The sequence below is a fragment of the Paracoccus sp. NFXS7 genome (assembly GCF_040148865.1).
GTDB lineage: Bacteria > Pseudomonadota > Alphaproteobacteria > Rhodobacterales > Rhodobacteraceae > Paracoccus > Paracoccus marcusii.
On sequence record NZ_JAKEKV010000002.1, the window covers coordinates 394,795 to 413,125 of the forward strand.

Below are 18,331 nucleotides of genomic sequence, written 5' to 3' on the forward strand. Positions count from 1 at the left end.
TTGATTAACAGGGCGTTAAGAAACTCAGGCGTCGAAGGTCGGATTGTGGGCCAGCGCGATCCGGTCATGCGCGCGGATGCGGTCCAGCGGCCAGCGCACCGACACCATGGCACCCGGCCCGCCATTGGCAAAGGTCAGCCGCGCGCCCGACCGTTCCAGAAGGGTCTTGGCGATGAACAGACCCAGGCCCATCCCTTCGTAGCTGCCGCGCTGCGCCTCGGCGCGCCGGGTCAGATAGGGGTCGCCGATCCGTGACAGCAGATGCGGCGGATAGCCCGGCCCGTCATCGCGCACCGTGACGACCAGCGCGCCCTGCGTCACCTGGGTCTCGATCACGACGCGGCTTTCGGCGAAATCGACGGCGTTCTGGATCAGGTTGCGCAGCGCGTGGATGATGGCCGGATCGCGGTGGATCACCGGGCCTTCGGCATGGATCTCGATCAGGGGGCCGCGGTCCATATGGGGCTGGGCGGCGTCCTCCACCACGGCGCGCAGCGGGGCCGCGCGCATGTGCAGGTCGTCCTTGCCCGCGCGCCCCATGCTGCGCAGGATCGCCGCGCAGCGGTCGGCGCTGTCGCGCAGGGCGATGGCGTCTGCATGCAGGTCGGGGCGGTCGCGCAACTCGTCCGCCAGTTCGCCGGCGATCAGCTTGATGGTGGCCAGGGGGGTGCCCATCTCGTGCGCGGCGGCCGCCACGACGCCGCCCAGATGCTGCAGACGCTGTTCGCGCGACAGGGCCATCTGGGTTGCGAACAGCGCGCCCGAGGTGTCCGACAGTTCCGCCGTCACCCGATGCGCGTAACCCGCAAAGAACACCACGCCGATGACCAGCGCGACCCAGTGGCCGACCGCCAGAATCGGCTCCATCCGCAGGATCTGGCCGTCCGGATCGCGCAGCGGCAGCCCGAAGACCGCCGCGACCGAGATCAGCGCCACCGTGGCCAGCCCCAGGGCCAGCACCTGCCGCGCGTTCAGCGACGCGGCAGCGATCGTGACCGGCGCCAGCACCAGCAGCGCGAAGGGATTGGCCATCCCCCCGGTCAGCGCCATCAGCGTCGAGATCTGGACCAGGTCGAAGGACAGCTGCCGCACCGCACGCCCCGGAGAGGTCCGTTTGTGCGGGCGCAAAAACAGCCACAGGTTCATGGTGATCGACGCCGCGATCAGCAGGATGATCGGCGTCTTGACGAAGCCGATGCCCATCATCCACGCGACGATGACCGCGGCCATCTGCCCGCCGATGGCGAACCAGCGCAACAGCACCAGCGTGCGCATGCGGATCGGTTCGGCCTTTGGGGTGTCGATCGGCCGCGACATGGCCTGGTGCAGGTCGGGATCGGCGATGTCGTCGGGGGCTGTGGATGTGGACATCGTCGACCCTTGCTGCGACATTGCCCGATCTTGATACCCGCGCGCCGATGGACGATCAATGCGGGCATTTGACACGCGAAGGAGGCCCGCCAATGACGGACCGGAAAATCCTGCTGATCGGCACCGCGGCCGCCATCGGCGTGCTGGCGGGCGGGGCGCTGTTCCTGACCATGCGTCCGGGCGACGACCAGTTCGCGCAATGCAGCAGCAGCAGCGTCGCGGGGGGCATGGACGCCTTTGGCACACCCTTCACCCTGACGCGCGACGACGGCCAGCGTGTCACCGACCAGGATGTCTTCGACAAGCCGACGCTTCTCTATTTCGGCTATACCTTCTGTCCCGACGTCTGCCCCCTGGACAGCGCCCGCAACGCCGAGGCCGAGGCCCTGCTGACAGAGGCCGGAGAGGATGTGCAGACCGTTTTTGTCACCGTCGATCCCCGCCGCGACACCCCCGAGGTTCTGGCGGACTATACCGAATTGTTTTCCGACCGCATGATCGGCCTGACCGGCAGCGACGAGGAGATTGCTGCCGTAAACAAGGGCTGGCGCAATTACTTCAAGCTGAATGACGAAGAGGATCAGGAATATTATCTGGTCGATCACATGACAAATACCTATCTGGTGATGCCCGGCGGAAAGACGGTCGAATTCTTTTCCCGCGAAACCACCCCCGAACAGATTGCCGAGACCGTCGCCTGTTATGCCGATGCCTCTGCATAAGGCAGTTTGTCGCATGGGGTTTGATATTGCCCGCGCGACTTCCCATTTGCCGTTAAATTCCGTGAAAAGGCCAACAGATGGATCAGTTGAACGCACAAATCGGCCCCGACGCCTCGCTGCTGCTGGTCGACGATGACGAGATCTTCGTGACCCGCCTGGCGCGCGCGATGGAAAAGCGCGGGTTTCAGCCGGAAACCTCGCTGACCGTGGCCGGTGCGATGCGCCTGATCGAACGTCGTGCGCCCGCCTACGCGGTCGTGGACCTGCGTCTGGAGGACGGGAACGGCCTTGACGTGGTCGAGGCGCTGCGCGAACGGCGCGCCGATGCCCGCATCATCGTCCTGACCGGATACGGCGCCATCGCCACGGCCGTCGCCGCGGTGAAGATGGGTGCCACAGATTATCTGGCAAAGCCTGCCGACGCGAATGACGTGACATCCGCATTGCTGTCCAGCGGTGAATTGCTGCCGCCGCCACCGGAAAACCCGATGTCCGCGGATCGCGTGCGGTGGGAACATATTCAACGCGTCTATGAGCAATGCGAGCGTAATGTCAGTGAAACCGCGCGCCGATTGCATATGCATCGCCGGACATTGCAGCGTATTCTGGCAAAACGCGGACCACGCTGACGATTTAAATATATTGAACGTTTAAGAAAACGGTCTATATTGGATGGGGATTAACATTCCCTATATAGAAACCGGAACCAATGAGCATCGATTTCGACACCATGTCCCTTAAGGAAATGCGCGACCTGCGGACCAAGCTGGATCGCGCGATCAACTCCTATGAGGACCGCAAGCGGCGCGAAGCCCTGACGGCCATCGAGGAAGCCGCGCGCGAGCATGGCTTCAACCTGTCCGAGCTGACCGGCGCCAAGACGCGCAAGTCCGGGACCGTCGCCCCGAAATACGCCAACCCGCAGGACCCGACGATGACCTGGACGGGTCGCGGCCGCAAACCGCGCTGGGTGCAGGAAAGCCTGGAAAGCGGCAAGGAGCTGGACGATCTGCTGATCTGATCCACACATCGCCGACGTGATCGACAGGGGGCCCTTGCGGCCCCCTTTTGCGTATCAGCGTGTCTTGTCGATCAGGGCGATCAGCTGTGCGAACCGTTCAAGATACGCGGCCCGTGTCTGGGCGGGCGGGCGCAGGGTGATCTGCAGGTCTGGCAGCATCTGCGCCTCGGGGACGGGGAAAAGACGCCGCGCCTCGGGCAGGGCAAAGCCCGCGATGGTCACGGCCTCCAGGCGGGCGGACACGCGGTCGGCGGCCTTGATGCGCCGCTTGACCGCCACGGGCAGCGTCGCGGGCAGGCCGAACCGACGGTGGATGGCCGAGGCCAGCCGTTCGTCCATCGCCCCGTATTCCCGCCCCAATGCCGCCTTGACCGGAGAGATCATGTCCCCGATCACGTATTCCGGCGCATCATGCAGCAGGGCCGCCAGCCGCCAGCAGGGATCGCCGCCGGGGTTCAGCCCGTCGAAGATCTGTTCCACCAGCAGCGAATGTTCGGCCACCGAATAGGGCCAGTCGCCGCGCGTCTGGCCGTTCCAGCGCGCGACGAAGGCCAGACCGTGGGCGATGTCCTCGATCTCGATGTCGAAGGGCGTCGGGTCCAACAGGTCCAGCCTGCGGCCCGACAGCATCCGCTGCCAGGCACGCGATGCGGGCTTGGCCATCGCGCCTCAGGACAGGCGCTGATCGGCGGGTGCCGCCTGCGCGGTCTGGGCGCGGCGCGCCAGTTCCTGGCGATACAGCGCCACGAAATCGACCGGGTCCATGTTGAATGCCGGGAATCCCCCGTCGCGGGTCATGTCCGAGATGATGCGACGCACATAGGGGAACAGCATCCGCGGGCATTCGATCATCAGGAAGGGGTGCAGCTGATCCTGCGGCACGCCCTCGATCTGGAACACCCCGCCATAGTCCAGCTCTGCCAGGAACAGCGTCGCGCCGTCGCCCTTGTTGGTCGAGGTGACGCGGTACTTGGTGATCACCTCGAACTGGGTGTCGCTGCCGCGCTTGCGGGCGTCCAGGCTGACCTGGACGGTGATCTCGGGCTGGACCTCGCCCTGGGGTGCGCCCTTCTGGGCCACGGCGTTCTCGAAGGACAGGTCGCGGATGAACTGTGCCATGATCTGCATGCGCGGCTGTGCCGCTGCTGCGGGCTGTGCGCCGTTCTGCGGGGTTTCTTCGGCCATGGTCCTACCTTTGTGATGCGGATTTGTCCCAGCTTGTAGCAGGCCGGCCGCCTGCCCTCAATGCCGGGTCCAGCCCGACCCGCGTCCCGGCCGCGAGGGCCCCGTGTCGTCGGTGTCCAGCGGCAGATCGACGGGCGGACGGCGGTCGTCCTCGTCGGCCACGACGAATTCGCCGTCGATCACGCCCTTGTCATAGGGCGGGCGATGCGGGTCGCGGCGCATCGTCGCAGCATGCATCTGGACCCGTGATGCCCGCACGCGGCGCGCAAGCTGTGCCATCAGCATCGTCCGGACCGCGGGGATCAACAGCAGCAGACCCAAGGCATCGCTGAAGAACCCCGGCAGCAGCAGCAGCAGGCCCGCGGCGATGATCATCGCGCCATGCGCCAGCGGGCGTGACGGATCGCGCATCTCGGCCAGGCTGCGCTGGATCTGCATGCCGGCCCGCGCACCCTGGCTGCGCATGATGGCGACGCCTGCCACCGCCGACAGCAGCACCAGCGCCAGCGTGGGCCACAGGCCGATCAGGCCCCCGACCTGGATGAACAGCGCGATCTCGATGATCGGCACCACCAGAAACATGGCGATCAGCCGCATGTGAATTCCCCTTCCTGCCGGCGCGGAAACTGGACTTGCGCCGAGGCACTCCCTACATAATGCACAGACCGCCCGATACCAACGACCCGTTATGACCCAGAGGTTGCCTGCATGTCCAACCCGCTTCTTCAGCTGATCGTCCTTGCCGGGATCGCGATCTTCCTGATCCTACGGCTGAAAAACGTGCTGGGGACGCGTGACGGCTTTGAGCCGCCGCAGGTCGACCAGCCGACGGCCAGCACCACGCCCGCCCGTTTCGAGGTGATCGAGGGGTCCGCCGACGAGGTGGATCACGACATCCTGGATCATGCCGAGGCCGGCGGTGCCGCGGCCAAGGCGCTGGCCGCGATGAAACGGGTCGAACCGTCGTTCGGGCTGCGCGATTTCCTGGGCGGTGCCCGCAGCGCCTATGAGATGATCCTGATGGCCTTCGAACGGGGCGATCTGACCGAGGTGCGCCCGTTCCTGTCCGATCCCGTGGCAGAGGCATTCCAGTCGGTGATCGACCAGCGCGTTGCCAACGGCCAGACGGTCGAGGCGACCTATCTGGGTACCCGCGACACCAAGCTGGCCGCAGCCGAGTTCGACCCCGCGACCGGTCTGGCCGAGATCTCGATCCGATTCGTCGGAGAGCTGATCGCCGCGACCCGAGACGCCGACGGCACGGTCATCGACGGCGATCCCAAGGCTTCGCGCAAGCAGAAGGACACCTGGACCTTTGCGCGCCGCATGGGCCAGGACGATCCGAACTGGCAGCTTGTCGCGACAAGCTGATGCGCCGGCGCAGGGGCCTGACGCCCGAAGACCGGGACCTGTGGTCCCGGGTCGCCCGAACCGCAGAGCCGCTTGACCCCAAGCGCAAAGGACAGGCCGCCGATCTGGCGGCCTTTTCCGCATTCGTCGCACCGCCCGCGGTCGCCCCGGCCGCCGTGCCGCCGCAGCCGCAGGCAATGCCCCGGTTCCGCATCGGTCAGGCGGCCACGCCCGCCACCCCCGTCGTCGCGCGCCCTCAGACCCCGGCCGAACGGCTGGCCCAAGCCGGGCTGCGAATGGATGCCCGCACGCATCGCAAGATGAGCCAGGGCAAGCTGCGCCCCGAGGCCCGTCTGGACCTGCACGGGCTGACGTTGGCCGCGGCGGGACCGGAATTGCTGCGGTTCATCCTGTCCTGCCATGCGTCAGGGCTGCGGCTGGTGCTGGTCATCACGGGCAAGGGGCGGGGCGATCACGGCCCGCTGCCGACGCGGCCCGGCGCGCTGCGCCATCAGGTGCCCTATTGGCTGCACAGCCCTCCCCTGGCGGCGGTGGTTCAGCAGGTCACGGCCGCGCATTTCCGTCATGGCGGCGACGGCGCCTATTACGTCTATCTGCGTAGGCCGCAATGAAAGACGCCCCCCGAAATCGGGGGGCGCTGGCGTCAGGTCAGTGTGGTCGCGTCAAAGCCTGACGTTGGACTTGGGTCCGGCAAAGTACCAGATGATCAGGCCGACCACCGGCAGGATCACGATCAGCAGGATCCACAGGATCTTGGATTTGTTGCTGGCATTGGTGTTGATGATCTGCGCGATCGCCCAGACATCCAGTGCAAAGATGATGACGCTGAAAAGCCAACCCATGTGATCCGTCCCCTGTTGTGTTCAGCCAGCCAACACCACAGGCTGGCCGCAGGTTCCCCCGTTCACAGCACGTAGCGCGACAGGTCAGTCGACCGCGACAGATCGCCCAGATGGCGTTCCACGAAATCGGCATCGACGCTGACCGACTGGCCGCTGCGGTCCGGGGCGGTGAAGGACAGCTCCTCGAACACCCGCTCGATCACGGTGTACAACCGGCGTGCCCCGATGTTCTCCACGGATGCGTTCACCTCGGCCGCGATGCGGGCCAGGGACGCGATGCCGTCCTGGGTGAAATCGACGGTCACGCCCTCGGTCTGCATCAGCGCGGTGTACTGGCGCGTCAGGGCGTTGTCGGTCTCGGTCAGGATGCGGATGAAATCCTCCTCGGTCAGGGCGCGCAGCTCGACCCGGATCGGCAGGCGGCCCTGCAACTCGGGCAGCAGGTCCGACGGCTTGGCCACATGGAACGCGCCCGAGGCGATGAACAGGATGTGGTCCGTCTTGACCGCGCCGTATTTCGTGCTGACCGTCGTGCCCTCGATCAGCGGCAGCAGGTCGCGCTGGACGCCCTCGCGGCTGACATCGCCACCGCGCGCCTCGGCACGGGCGCAGACCTTGTCGATCTCATCGATGAAGACGATGCCGTTCTGCTGCACGGCCTCCAGCGCGGTCGCCTTGACCGCGTCGTCGTCCAACAGCTTGTCGGCCTCCTCGGCAATCAGCAGCTCATAGCTCTCCGCCACCGTCACCTTGCGGCGCACCTTGCGGCCGCCGAAGGCCTTCATCAGCCCCGACAGATCCATCATCCCGCCCAAGTGCTGGCCCGGCTGGCCCGGCATCTCCATCCCGCCAAGCGGGTTGGAATTGTCCTGGACCTCCAGCTCGATCACCGTGTCGTCCAGCTCTCCGCGCTTCAGCTTGTCGCGGAACATCTGGCGGGTGCCGTCGCGGGCGTCCTTGCCGGCCAGCGCCTCGACGACACGCTCCTCGGCGGCCTTGTGGGCACGGGCCTTGACCGCCTCGCGCATCCGCTCGCGCGTGTCGATCATGGCTGCGTCCGCCAGGTCGCGGATGATCTGTTCGACATCGCGACCGACATAGCCCACTTCGGTGAACTTGGTCGCCTCGACCTTGATGAAGGGCGCATTGGCCAGCTTGGCTAGGCGGCGGCTGATCTCGGTCTTGCCGACGCCGGTCGGTCCGATCATCAGGATGTTCTTGGGATACACCTCGTCGCGCAGGTCGTCGCCCAGCTGCTTGCGGCGCCAGCGGTTGCGCAGGGCCACGGCGACGGCGCGCTTGGCATCGCTCTGCCCGATGATGAACCGGTCCAGTTCGGACACGATCTCGCGGGGGGTCAGGTCACTCATGTCGTTCTCCACGGGGTCCGGCGCCGTGCACCGCGCGCCCCTTCTTCTTTGTCCAAATATCCATCAACCGATGGTTTCGACCGTCAGACGCCCGTTGGTATAGACGCAGATGTCGGCCGCGATCTGCATGGCCTTGCGCGCGATCGCCTCGGCATCCAGATCGCTCTCCAGCAACCCCCGCGCAGCGGCCAAGGCAAAGTTTCCGCCCGACCCGATGGCCGCCACATCATGCTCGGGCTCCAGCACGTCGCCCGCACCGGTCACCACCAGCAGGTCGGTTCCGTCGGTCACGATCAGCATGGCCTCCAGGTTGCGCAGGTACTTGTCCATGCGCCAATCCTTGGCCAGATCCACGCAGGCGCGCTGCAGCTGACCGGGCGCGGCTTCCAGCTTCTTCTCCAGCCGTTCCAGCAGGGTGAAGGCATCGGCGGTCGATCCGGCAAAGCCCACGACCACGTCGCGCCCGCCGGGGGTCAGGCGGCGCACCTTGCGCGCGCTGCCCTTCATCACGGTCGGACCGACGCTGACCTGCCCATCGCCCGCCACGACCACCTTGCCGCCCCGGCGGACCGCCAGGATCGTGGTGCCATGCCAGCCGGGAAACTTGTCATCAGCCATTGCGCGCTCCGTTCTGTCTGCGTTGGGGCAGCAGATATGGACGCCCCGCCCGGCTTGCAACCCGTTGAAAACCGTCCGGTCCCCCCCTAGCGTCGCGCCATGAGCGATCTGCTGCTGACCGTGTATCTGCATCCGCCCGTCCTGCAGACCGCGCAGGCGGGCAAGCTGGGCATCGTGAACCGCATCCGCGCGCTGCTGGAACCCCGGGGCTGGCAGATCCGCATCGAGCGGTCCGGCCCCGATGCGCGCGCGCAGGCGCCCGACCGCCCCGGCCATGCGCTGTTCAACATGGAACGTCCGACCCATGACCGCGCGCTGACCTTTCGCCTCGCCTATCACTATCCCTACTGGCGGCTGGAGCACGTGGCCGAACGCTGGCGCTGGCCCATCGCGCAGGCCGCGTTCGATCCCGCCCGGATCGAGGACGGTGCCGCGCACAACTTTGCCCGCCGCCTGCGCGACCGCGTGCTGCCGGGGCCGGAGCCGGTGCGGGGCGATCACATCCTGATCCCGCTGCAGGGCCACATCCGCCGCCAGCGCAGCTTTCAGTCGGCCAGCCCCGTCCGGATGATCCGCGCCGCCGCCCGCACGGGCCGGCCCTGCGTCGCGACCCTGCACCCCAAGGAGGTCTATGACGATGCCGACCGCGCGGCCCTGGACCGCCTGGCCCGCGATCATCCGAACCTGACCATTGGCGGCGACACGGGCGCGCGCCTGCGCGACTGCGCCTTCGTCGTGACCCAGAACAGCGGGGTGGGCTTCGACGGGCTGATCCTGGGCAAGCCGGTCGTGCTGTTCGCCCTGTCGGATTATCATCACGTCACGCTGGACGCGGGGCACCTGGGCGCCGACCGCGCCGTGGCGATGGCGGCGGACCACACACCCCCGACCGCGAAGTTCCTGGACTGGTTCCTGCGCCGCACCAGCCTGGACATGATGGCGCCCGATGCCGACGACCGCCTGCTGGCGGCGATGAAAAAAGGCGGCTGGCCCGTCTGAGGGGCCGCCGCCTTTCGCACAAATCAGGCAGAGATCAGACGGATTCGTCGATCCAGCTTTTCAGCGCGGCCTTGGGGGCGGCGCCCATGCGGTTCGACACGACCTCTCCGCCCTTGAACATGAACAGCGCGGGGATACCGCGCACGCCCAGGGCCGCGGCCTGTTCGGGGTTCTCGTCGACGTTGATCTTCACGATCTTGACCTTGCCCGCATATTCGTCGGACAGCTCTTCCAGGGCGGGGCCGATCTGCTTGCAGGGACCGCACCATTCGGCCCAGAAATCGACGATCACGGGGGTGTCGGCCTGACGCACTTCGGCGTCGAATTCAGCGTCGTTCACATGCACGGTGGCCATGTTCGGGCTCCTTTTGGGGATGGGCCGGACGGGCCGGCATATCGGGTTCTGTCCAACAGGTATGGGCCGCATGGGGACGGGTCAAGGGGCAGGGGTCGCCTTGACCAACCCCGCCATCACCCGGTCCAGCAGAGCATCGGGAAGCGTCATCAGGCTGCGCGTCGCCGTCCACAGCACCGCCATGCGGATCGGGCGGTCCGGCCAGATGCCCCGCAGCGCCGCGCGATAGGCCGCCATCTGCCGCAGGATGCCCTCCGGCACGGCATCGGCATCCTGTGGCACGTCGGCATTGGTCTTGTAGTCGACGGCCGTGATCAGCGCGTCGGTCACCACCAGCCGGTCGATCACCCCGTTCAGCGTCCCCAGGCCTGCGACGGGCGCGGTCAGCGCGACCTCGGACAGGATACGGGCGCCCTCTCCGGGCTGCAGAACCTGCGTCAGGGCCGGCGCGGACAGGACCGCGTGGGCCTCGTCCAGCAGATCGGCCATGTCGGGGGCGTCGGGCAGGCCGCCTTCGGCCCCAGACAGGATCGCACGGGCGATGCGCGGCCAGTCGGATGCAGGATGGGCGGGCAGATGCTCCAGCAGCAGGTGCAGCCGCGTGCCGCGCAGCATCGCGGCGTCGCGGTCGCCTGCGCTGGTCCCGGCCAGCACCTTGGCGCCCCCCAGCCCGCTGGCCGTCACCGGGCCTACGAAATCAGGCGCGGGCGGGGCCATCCGCAGCGCCCAGTCCGGCGCCGCGACCGGCACGGCCGCATCGGGGGCTGGGCTTTCGGCCTCTGCCGGCCAGTCGCCCCAGGACAGGCGCAGCCCGGTGCCGACGCCTTCGATCGGCAGGTCCTGACGCGTCAGCGCGGTGCGGCCCGCGCCTTCGGCGACCATCGCGTGCCAGCTGTCCAGCCCCTCGCCCGTATCGCCGGCTGCGGCCACGATCAGCCAGCTTTCCGCCCGCGTCATCGCGACATACAGCAGGCGCCGCCGCTCCTCCTCCTGCCGCCGCTGCCATTCGGCGACGGCCATCGCGACCGCGTCGCAGCGTTCGGGCGCGGCGCCGCGCCAGACCGGCATGTCGTCCAGACGCACCAGCGCCTGGCGGTTGTTGGGCTTGCGGACCTGGGTCTCGGGCAGGATCACCACGGGGCTTTCCAAGCCCTTCGACCCGTGCACCGTCATCACCCGGATCAGACTGCCCGCGCCGCCGGGCAGCTGTCGCTTCACCTCGACCTCGTCCTGGGCCAACCAGACCAGGAAGCCGGTCAGGGACGGGGTTTCCACCTGCTCATAGGCCAGGGCTTGGGACATCAGCTCGTCGATGCCGTCCACGGCCTCGGGGCCAAGGCGGGCCAACAGGGCGGCGCGGCCGCCATGGCGGGTCAGCAGCCGGGCGATCAGGTCGTGCGGGCGCAGATAGTCGGCCTGCCCGGCCAGGTCGTTCAGCACCGCCTGTGCGTCCATGTGGGACGATTCGCGCAAGCGCATCCACAGGTATTCGCGCGACCGACGGCCATGGGCCAGGCGGTACAGGTCGTCCTCGGACAGCCCGAACAACGGAGAGCGCAGCGCGGCCGCCAGCGACAGGTCGTCCTCGGGCGTGGCCAGCACCGACAGGGTGGCGATGATGTCGCGCACGGCCAGCTCACCCGCCAGGCGCAGGCGGTCGGCCCCCGCCACCGGCAGGCCCGCCGATTTCAGCGCCGCGATCAGCGCCGCGAACAGCGTGCCGCGCCGCTGGACCAGGATCTGGATGTCGCCCGCATGCAGGGGTCGTGGCTGGCCCGATTTCGCGTCGATGATGGGACTGCCCAGCATCGCACGGATCTGGATCGCGACATGGCGGGCCAACTGCGTGTCGGCGTCGTTTTCGGACGGCGCATCGACCGGGCGGGTCCAGTCCTCGGGGTCGGTCTTGTCGGGCTTGGGCAGAGCGGGCCAGATGTCCACGCGACCGGGCAGGGCCGCCTTGAAGGCCACGTGCCGGGGCGGATCGCCCAAGCCCGTCGCGGCCTCTCCCTGGAACACCGCGTCGACCAGCGCCAGCACTGCGGGCGACGACCGAAAGCTGTGGGCCAGCCCGCGCTGCTGCATGGGCGCCTGCACGGCCTGGAAATCGGCGGCGAAGCGGTCGCGCATCGCCTCGAACACGGTGATGTCGGCACCCTGGAACGAATAGATCGACTGTTTCGGATCGCCCACCACGAACAGCGTGCGGGGCCGGTCATGTGCGCCGGCGCCGCTGGTGAATTCGTCGGTCAGGCGGCGGATCACCCGCCACTGGCCGGGGCTGGTGTCCTGCGCCTCGTCGACCAGGATATGGTCGATGCCGCCGTCCAGACGCCACAGCACCCATTGCGCCATGCTGGATTCCTCCAGCAGCGCGGCGGTGCGGCCGATCAGGTCGTCGAAATCCAGCCAGCCCTGCGCCGCCTTGGCCGCGTTCATGCGCGCCGCGAAGGCATGCCCGAACCGGTGCAGCGCCAGCGTGCGTTCCGCCGCCGCCAGGGCCAGCGCCTGCGGGCGGGCCAGCTCGACCCGCTCCATCAGGGCGTCCAGATCGTCCATGAAGGGGGCGCAGGGGCCGGTGGCCATGGCCTTGGTCGGGATCTTGCCGGTCTTGGCGCCGAACGGCACCTTGGCGCTGCCGCCGAACAGCAGGCAGCCGAACAGGCGGGACAGGTCGTCCATGCCGGGATCGCGCCAGTTCACCTGCGCCAGCGCCTCGGCCAGCTTGACGTCATTGGCGGAACTGCCCCGCAGCGGCGGGATCACCGCATCGGCCAGATCACCTTCGCCGCCCGTGAAGACCCCGGCCAGCAGGCTGTCCGCCGTCAGGCCGGGGGGCAGGTCCAGGGCGGCCCAGATCGCCGCCGCGTCGGGGGCGTCCGCGTAATCGGCCAGGGACAGCCCGGCCAAGAACCCGTCCAGGTCGTCGCCCCCCTGAAGGCGGGTCAGGTCCGCGATGGCGGGGTGGGATTCCTCGGCCATCGCCTCGATGATCTCGGCGCGCATGGCGCGGGCGCTGCGGTCGTCCAGTTCCGCGAACCCCATCGGCACCCCGGCCTCCAGCGGAAAGCGGCGCAGGACGGCGGCGCAAAAGCTGTGGATCGTCTGCACCTTGAGGCCGCCCGGCGTCTCGATCGCGCGGGCGAACAGGCGCCGCGCGGCGGGCAGGTCGGGGTCACCCCCCTCGCCCAGCTGGGCCAGTTCGGCACGCAGGGCGGATTCGGGCAGCATCGCCCAGGTTCCAAGCCGCGCCAGAAGGCGGTTCTGCATCTCGGTCGCGGCGGCCTTGGTATAGGTCAGGCACAGGATGCGTTCGGGCGGCGTCCCCGCCAGCAGCAGCCGCGCGACACGGTCGGTCAGCACGCGGGTCTTGCCCGACCCGGCATTGGCCGTCAGCCAGGTCGAGCGCAGCGGATCGGCCGCCGCGATCTGGTTCAGCGTCGCCTCATCCATGATGATCGCCCACCTTTCGCGGCGCCGCGGCATCGGTCAGCGCCCATTCGCCGTACCGCGCCAGGTGATCGTAATCGCCCGCATAGGACGTGCTTTGGGGCGCACGCATCGCGGTGAACCCGGCCTCTCCGGTCACATAGGACCGCAGCAGGCGGACGAAGCCGTCCCAGGTCTCGGCCTCGATCAGGTCGTCATGCTCGCGCGGGTGGGTCTTGCCCTCTCCGCCCAGCTGGATGTAGCGCAGGCCCGCCACGTCCACCGGGCCAAGCGCGTCGAACCCGCCGCGGCGCGCCATCGCGGCCTCCAGCATCAGCTGCTTGTCGAAATGGCGGATCATCGCGTCGGTCGGCGGCGTGCCGGATTTGTAGTCATAGACCACGACGCGGTTGTCGGTCAGCAGGTCGATCCGGTCGGGCTTGGCGGTCAGGGTGATGCCCAGGTCCGCCACGGGCACCTTGCCGCGATGCTCCACGACCATCGGCCGCCCCTCGGCCAGGCGGGTCAGCTCGTCCGCGACGATGCGGTCGGCGATCCGCGCGATGCGCGCCGACCAGAAGGCGCGGGCGGCGGGCCAGGGCACCTCGTCCGCCAGCACCCGGTCGGTCAGCGCCAGGAACCGGTCCCTGAGAACCTCGGGCGGGGTGTCGGGGGTAGGACGGCTGTGCAGCAGCGCCTCGACGATGGCATGCAGGGTCTGGCCGCGCAGCGACGCGTCGGGCTGCGGGCGCAGCGGGGGCAGCGCGCGCAGGCCCAGCACGCGCTTGGCATAGACCGCATAGGGGTCGCGGATCAGCAGCGACACGTCCGTCACCGGCAGGTCCGGGAACAGGGGCAGCGGCGGGATGGGCGAGGGGCGCGCCGCCGGGGGCACCGGGGCGGGGGGCCGCGCCACGGCCTGCGCCAGGGCCAGCCATTCCGCGCCGCGCGCCCGCATCCGGGCCAGCGCCTCTGGACCGCCGCGATCCGGCAGCCCGCCCATCAGGTTCAGCATCCGGTTCAGCCAGCGCGACGGGATGGTCTCGGCCTCGGCATCGCGTTTCGCGCGGGTCAGATAGACCCGGTCGGCAGCCACGGCCTGCTGAAAGTCGTGCGCCGCCAGCCCGATCTGGCGTTCGGGCAAGGGCAGGCCCGCGGCGGCGCGCATCTGGCGCGACAGCCAAGGGTCGGGCGACAGGGCCTGCGGCCAGCCCCCTTCGTTCAGGCCTGACAGGATCACGGTGCCGTGGCCGTGCAGGCGCGCCTCGCGCGGGCCGTGGATGCGCAGGCAGTGATGCGCCTCGACATCGTCGCGCACCGCCTTGGCCTGCAGTTCGGTGACCAGCAGCGCGCTGAAGTCGCCCGGGCCGATGTCGGGGCCAAGCGCCGCGTGTTCCACCAGATGGTCCAGCACCGCGCGGGCCATCTGCCCGGCCTTGTCCTGCCACAGCTGAGAGCGTTCCGCATCGCCATCCGGTCCCGCCGCCAGGGCCTGGGCCAGGCCCAGCAGGTCGGCCAGCCGATGGGGCAGGGGCCGCGGCGCCCGGTCGCGGGCCACGGCGGTGATGCGCGACAGCATCGCGGCCAGCCATTCCGCCCAGATCTTGCGCGTGCCGTTGCCCTTGGTCGCCCAATCGGCCAGCGTGGCGGCATCGGGAAAGGCCGGGCCGTTCCGGCGCAGCTGCAGTTCCAGCTCGCGCGTCTCGCGCAGCATGTCGTTTCGACCGATCGCGGTCGATCCGGTCGCGGTCAGCGGATGCTTCAGCAGGATCAGCAGCCGGTCGATGGTCAGCGGCTGACCGAACAGCGCGGCCACCTGGCGCAGGAACAGGCCCGGCGCGGTCAGCGGCAGGGGCCGGCCCGCGCTGTCGTCGGGGCGGATGTGCCAGCGGTCCAGCGCCGCGGTGACGCGTCGGATCAGGCCGCTGTCGGCCGCCATCAGCGTGACCTGTTCGCCGCCGCGTTCGGCCGCGTCGCGCATGATCAGGGCGATGGTCTCGGCCTCCTGGCCGGGCTGGTCGGCCTCGATCAGGGTCAGATCCGCGGTGGCGGCGATCAGGTCGGGCAGGGCGGGGCCCTCGGCGATCCACTGGTCGGTGACCGGCGCGGGCCGCAGCGCCAGAGAGATCAGCCGGTTGCGCCCCTCGGATGGCGGCCGCACCGCGGTCCAGCGCTGCGGATAGCCCGCCGCCGCGATCAGCGGCGCGAACCGCGCCTGCGGATGATCGTCGGCGCGCTCCAGCCCGTCCCAGACCGGGGCGGGCTGGTCGAAATCGAAACCGGGCAGCACCACCGCGCCATTGGGCAGCGCAGCGACCGCCTGCATGTACAGACGCGTCGCCCCGTGCGACCCGGTGGACCCCGCGACGATCACCGGTCCCTGCGGCAGATCGATGCCCTGCGGCCAGTCGCGGGAGGCCGCCTCGGCCGCGGCGCGCTGGCGGGCGGGGCGGTCCTGGGACGGATCGCCCAGGTGGAACTGGGCCGCGATGCGCAGGAAGGCCAGCGCGTTCTGCCAGTGCCGGGCATGATCGCCGGTGTCGATCGCCTCCAGGTCGGACAGGTCGCGGCCTTCGGTCTGCATCTCGACCATCAGCTGGGACAGGGACTGCGCCAGCACCGGGATCGAATGACCCGCCCCCAGATCGGGACGCATGGCCAGCATCTGCGCGATCAGCCGCGCCAGTTCCAGCCGCCGCGCCAGGGGCGGCACCGGCGGGTCCGGCATGACCAGGGGCCCCGGATCGACCCCGGTGATCGACCGGATCTGCGGCAGCAGCAGCGGCCCCGCCCTATCGAAGGCGCGATACAGCGCCCCGCGCGTGGACGCGGCGTTGACGAAGACGGTGACCCCGGCCAGCGCCTCGGGCGGCTGGTCCGCCATCCGCTCCAGCAGGCCCCGCACGAAGGCGTCGGCAAAATCCACGCCGGGGGGCAGCGCGTAAAGACCGCGCATCTCAGCCATCCAGCAGCGCCTCGGCCAGGGGGATGGCGGCGGGATAGCCCACGTCGCACCAGCCGCCGGGATGGATCAGCCCATGCGCGCGCCCGTCCGCGATCATCAGATCCCACAGTCGGTTCAGCGAAAAGACCGCATCGCCGATTTCGGCCAGCCGGTCGGTGCGGATGATCTGGGCGCCCGCATAGACATAGTCGCCCCGCCGGTGCAGGCGTCCGCCATCCAGGCTGAAATCGCCCGCCCCCTGCCGCGCCGTGGCCTGCGCCAGCGGCACCAGCGCCAGCAGCGCGTCCATGCGGTCGTCCCACGCCGCCATCAGCGCCGACAGGACGTTCGGCCCGGTCCAGACCACGTCGGGGTTCAGCGTCATCACCGGCCCCGGTCCCAGCAGGGGCAGCGCCTGGCGCAGCCCGCCGCCGGTGTCCAGGATCAGGTCCGGCTCGGCGCTGATCGCGACCTCCTGACCGGCCAGGTGCCGTTCGATCTGATCGCCCAGGTAATGCGTGTTGACCACGATGGGCGCGGCGCCCGCGTCGCGGCCAAGGTCCAGCGCGCGGTCCAGCAGGGTGCGGTCCGCGACCTTGATCAACGGTTTCGGCCGGTCGTCGGTCAGCGGGCGCATCCGCGTGCCCAGGCCCGCGGCAAAGATCATCAGGGACGGCATCGGGCGATCCTTTCGCGCAGGGCGGCGTCGGGGGCGGGCACGTTCGCCAGCATGGCCCGCAGAGGCGCCAGCGCCGGATGCGCCAGGTCGCGCTGCAGATGCGCCCAGACCCGCGGCATGAAGGCCAGATAGCGCGGCTTGCCGTCCCGGATCGCCAGCCGGGCAAAGACACCCAGGATGCGCAGCGCCCGCTGTGCGCCGATCAGGGCATAGGCCACGCGGAACGGGGCCTCGGCCAGGCCGGTCGCGGCCAGATAGCGGGCGATCTGTGCCTGTTCCGTTGCCGGGTCCACGTCGCGGCGCGCGTCCTGCAGGGCGGATACCAGGTCATAGGCCGGATGCGCGGCCACCGCGTCCTGATAGTCCAGCAGGCCCAGGGGCGCGTCGCCGCGCCAGACCAGGTTCTCGGCATGGAAATCGCGCATGCTGATGGCGGGGGGCAGATCGCCGCACAGGCGGTCGTGCAGATCGGCGATCAGCGCGGGCAGGTCCGGCAGGTCGGCCCCCGGATAATAATCGACGAACAGCGCCGCCAGATCGCCCATCGCCGGCCCGTCCAGCGGCGCCACGAAAGCGGGGACCGGCTGGCGGTGCAGGTCGACCAGCAGGTCGGTGATGCGGTCGTGGATCAGCAGACCCAGATCGGGCCTGTCGGCCAGCACCCGGGCCACCAGATCGTCGCCCAGATCCTCCAGCAGCAGGAACCCTTGATCGGCGTCCTGCGCCAGGACCCTGGGCGCGCCGAACCCGCGGCCGCGCAGCCAGTCGGTCATCGTCAGGAACGGCCCCACGGACCCCGACGGGTCGTCCATCAGCACGCCCACCCCCGGCAGCCGGAAATACCGCCGGGCCGAGGCGTCGCCCGCCAAGGGCAGCACCGGCGCGTCGCCATGTCCTGCCGCCACGACGAACGCCGCCCGCGCCGCCAGACGGTCCGCGCCGGGGAACGCCATGTCGATGCGGCGCAGGTCGGGGTCCGGGTCGGCACTGATCGCGATGGTGATCGCGCCGGGCGGCACATGGTCCAGCCGTTCGGGCCACTCGATCAGGCAGATGGCGTCCTCCATCGCCTCGTCCAGGCCCAGCTCGGTCAATTCCGACGGGTCGGTCAGACGGTACAGGTCGGCATGCCAGATCTGCGTGCCCATCGGGTCGTCGTAGGTTTGGACCAAGGTGAAGGTCGGGCTCGGCACGTCCTCGGCCGCATCGCCCTGGCGGGCGCGGATGAAGGCGCGGGCGAAATGCGTCTTGCCCGCCCCCACCGGTCCGTCCAGCAGGATCGTCGCCGGGGGCGCGATCTGTGCGGCCAGCATCCGGGCCAGGGCTGCGGTCAGGGTCTCGGAGGCGATCAGGCGCGTGTTCATGCCCCGGTTCTAGCCTGTCGCGCGGGCGGGGGAAACAGGCCGTGGATGGACGGCGCGCGCG

The 18,331-nt window shown here is 69.3% G+C and carries 18 protein-coding genes; 6 read left to right on the forward strand and 12 right to left on the reverse strand.

The window, feature by feature from the left end; translation table 11 throughout:
• Window positions 1-24: 24 nt before the first annotated feature.
• Complete coding sequence (locus tag LZ686_RS06630; protein ID WP_349547329.1) at window positions 25-1,371, reverse strand: ActS/PrrB/RegB family redox-sensitive histidine kinase; 1,347 nt, start codon at window positions 1,369-1,371, stop codon at window positions 25-27.
• 92 nt (window positions 1,372-1,463) lie between these two features.
• On the opposite strand from LZ686_RS06630, the gene LZ686_RS06635 reads away from it, so the two are divergent.
• From LZ686_RS06635 to LZ686_RS06645, 3 genes are all read left to right on the forward strand, one after another.
• Window positions 1,464-2,093 (forward strand): SCO family protein, encoded by a 630-nt coding sequence (locus tag LZ686_RS06635; RefSeq protein WP_194885971.1) that lies wholly within the window; start codon window positions 1,464-1,466, stop codon window positions 2,091-2,093.
• A 77-nt stretch (window positions 2,094-2,170) separates the two neighbouring features.
• Window positions 2,171-2,722, forward strand: coding sequence for an ActR/PrrA/RegA family redox response regulator transcription factor (locus tag LZ686_RS06640; protein WP_042252328.1), 552 nt, complete (start codon window positions 2,171-2,173; stop codon window positions 2,720-2,722).
• Window positions 2,723-2,802: 80 nt separating this feature from the next.
• The gene (locus LZ686_RS06645; RefSeq protein WP_046000505.1) at window positions 2,803-3,114 is read left to right on the forward strand and encodes an H-NS histone family protein; all 312 of its coding nucleotides are present in this window, start codon (window positions 2,803-2,805) and stop codon (window positions 3,112-3,114) included.
• Window positions 3,115-3,168: 54 nt separating this feature from the next.
• Here the strand turns inward: LZ686_RS06645 and LZ686_RS06650 are convergent, their stop codons facing one another.
• From LZ686_RS06650 to LZ686_RS06660, 3 genes are read right to left on the reverse strand one after another with little or no spacing between them, the layout of a single operon-like run.
• A complete protein-coding gene (locus LZ686_RS06650; RefSeq protein ID WP_217845202.1) occupies window positions 3,169-3,777 on the reverse strand; it encodes an HD domain-containing protein in 609 nt (202 codons plus the stop codon).
• 6 nt (window positions 3,778-3,783) lie between these two features.
• Entirely contained in the window at window positions 3,784-4,299 is a 516-nt protein-coding gene (gene secB, locus LZ686_RS06655; RefSeq protein ID WP_045981936.1) for a protein-export chaperone SecB, read from the reverse strand.
• A 57-nt stretch (window positions 4,300-4,356) separates the two neighbouring features.
• Window positions 4,357-4,896 carry an FxsA family protein gene (locus LZ686_RS06660; protein ID WP_139598295.1) on the reverse strand — a complete coding sequence of 180 codons (540 nt, stop codon included), beginning with the start codon at window positions 4,894-4,896 and terminating at the stop codon, window positions 4,357-4,359.
• A 111-nt stretch (window positions 4,897-5,007) separates the two neighbouring features.
• Between LZ686_RS06660 and LZ686_RS06665 the strand changes: the two genes are divergently transcribed.
• Both LZ686_RS06665 and LZ686_RS06670 read left to right on the forward strand, forming a co-directional pair.
• Complete coding sequence (locus tag LZ686_RS06665; protein ID WP_046000502.1) at window positions 5,008-5,670, forward strand: Tim44/TimA family putative adaptor protein; 663 nt, start codon at window positions 5,008-5,010, stop codon at window positions 5,668-5,670.
• A complete protein-coding gene (locus LZ686_RS06670) occupies window positions 5,670-6,281 on the forward strand; it encodes a Smr/MutS family protein (RefSeq protein ID WP_349547330.1) in 612 nt (203 codons plus the stop codon). The genes LZ686_RS06665 and LZ686_RS06670 overlap by 1 nt, the downstream gene beginning before the upstream one ends.
• A gap of 51 nt (window positions 6,282-6,332) precedes the next feature.
• Here the strand turns inward: LZ686_RS06670 and LZ686_RS06675 are convergent, their stop codons facing one another.
• The 3 genes from LZ686_RS06675 to hslV form a co-directional block, all read right to left on the reverse strand.
• The gene (locus LZ686_RS06675) at window positions 6,333-6,512 is read right to left on the reverse strand and encodes a PLDc N-terminal domain-containing protein (protein ID WP_045981940.1); all 180 of its coding nucleotides are present in this window, start codon (window positions 6,510-6,512) and stop codon (window positions 6,333-6,335) included.
• Between the two features lie 62 nt (window positions 6,513-6,574).
• Window positions 6,575-7,882 (reverse strand): ATP-dependent protease ATPase subunit HslU, encoded by a 1,308-nt coding sequence (hslU, locus tag LZ686_RS06680; RefSeq protein WP_349547331.1) that lies wholly within the window; start codon window positions 7,880-7,882, stop codon window positions 6,575-6,577.
• 63 nt (window positions 7,883-7,945) lie between these two features.
• Window positions 7,946-8,500 (reverse strand): ATP-dependent protease subunit HslV, encoded by a 555-nt coding sequence (gene hslV / locus LZ686_RS06685; RefSeq protein ID WP_046000500.1) that lies wholly within the window; start codon window positions 8,498-8,500, stop codon window positions 7,946-7,948.
• Between the two features lie 99 nt (window positions 8,501-8,599).
• Here hslV and LZ686_RS06690 point away from each other — a divergent pair, with 99 nt between their 5' ends.
• Complete coding sequence (locus tag LZ686_RS06690) at window positions 8,600-9,499, forward strand: hypothetical protein (protein WP_349547332.1); 900 nt, start codon at window positions 8,600-8,602, stop codon at window positions 9,497-9,499.
• Window positions 9,500-9,533: 34 nt separating this feature from the next.
• Here the strand turns inward: LZ686_RS06690 and trxA are convergent, their stop codons facing one another.
• The 5 genes from trxA to tsaE all read right to left on the reverse strand — a co-directional run bounded on the left by trxA (window position 9,534) and on the right by tsaE (window position 18,270).
• A complete protein-coding gene (trxA, locus tag LZ686_RS06695; RefSeq protein WP_046000498.1) occupies window positions 9,534-9,854 on the reverse strand; it encodes a thioredoxin in 321 nt (106 codons plus the stop codon).
• Between the two features lie 81 nt (window positions 9,855-9,935).
• On the reverse strand, window positions 9,936-13,307 hold the full coding sequence (addA, locus tag LZ686_RS06700; protein WP_349547333.1) for a double-strand break repair helicase AddA: 3,372 nt from the start codon (window positions 13,305-13,307) through the stop codon (window positions 9,936-9,938).
• Window positions 13,300-16,248, reverse strand: coding sequence for a double-strand break repair protein AddB (gene addB, locus LZ686_RS06705; protein ID WP_349547334.1), 2,949 nt, complete (start codon window positions 16,246-16,248; stop codon window positions 13,300-13,302). Before addB ends, addA begins: the two co-directional genes overlap by 8 nt.
• The gene (locus LZ686_RS06710; protein WP_349547335.1) at window positions 16,241-16,906 is read right to left on the reverse strand and encodes a nucleotidyltransferase family protein; all 666 of its coding nucleotides are present in this window, start codon (window positions 16,904-16,906) and stop codon (window positions 16,241-16,243) included. The genes addB and LZ686_RS06710 overlap by 8 nt, the downstream gene beginning before the upstream one ends.
• Window positions 16,894-18,270 (reverse strand): tRNA (adenosine(37)-N6)-threonylcarbamoyltransferase complex ATPase subunit type 1 TsaE, encoded by a 1,377-nt coding sequence (tsaE, locus tag LZ686_RS06715; protein WP_349547336.1) that lies wholly within the window; start codon window positions 18,268-18,270, stop codon window positions 16,894-16,896. The genes LZ686_RS06710 and tsaE overlap by 13 nt, the downstream gene beginning before the upstream one ends.
• Window positions 18,271-18,331 lie beyond the last annotated feature (61 nt).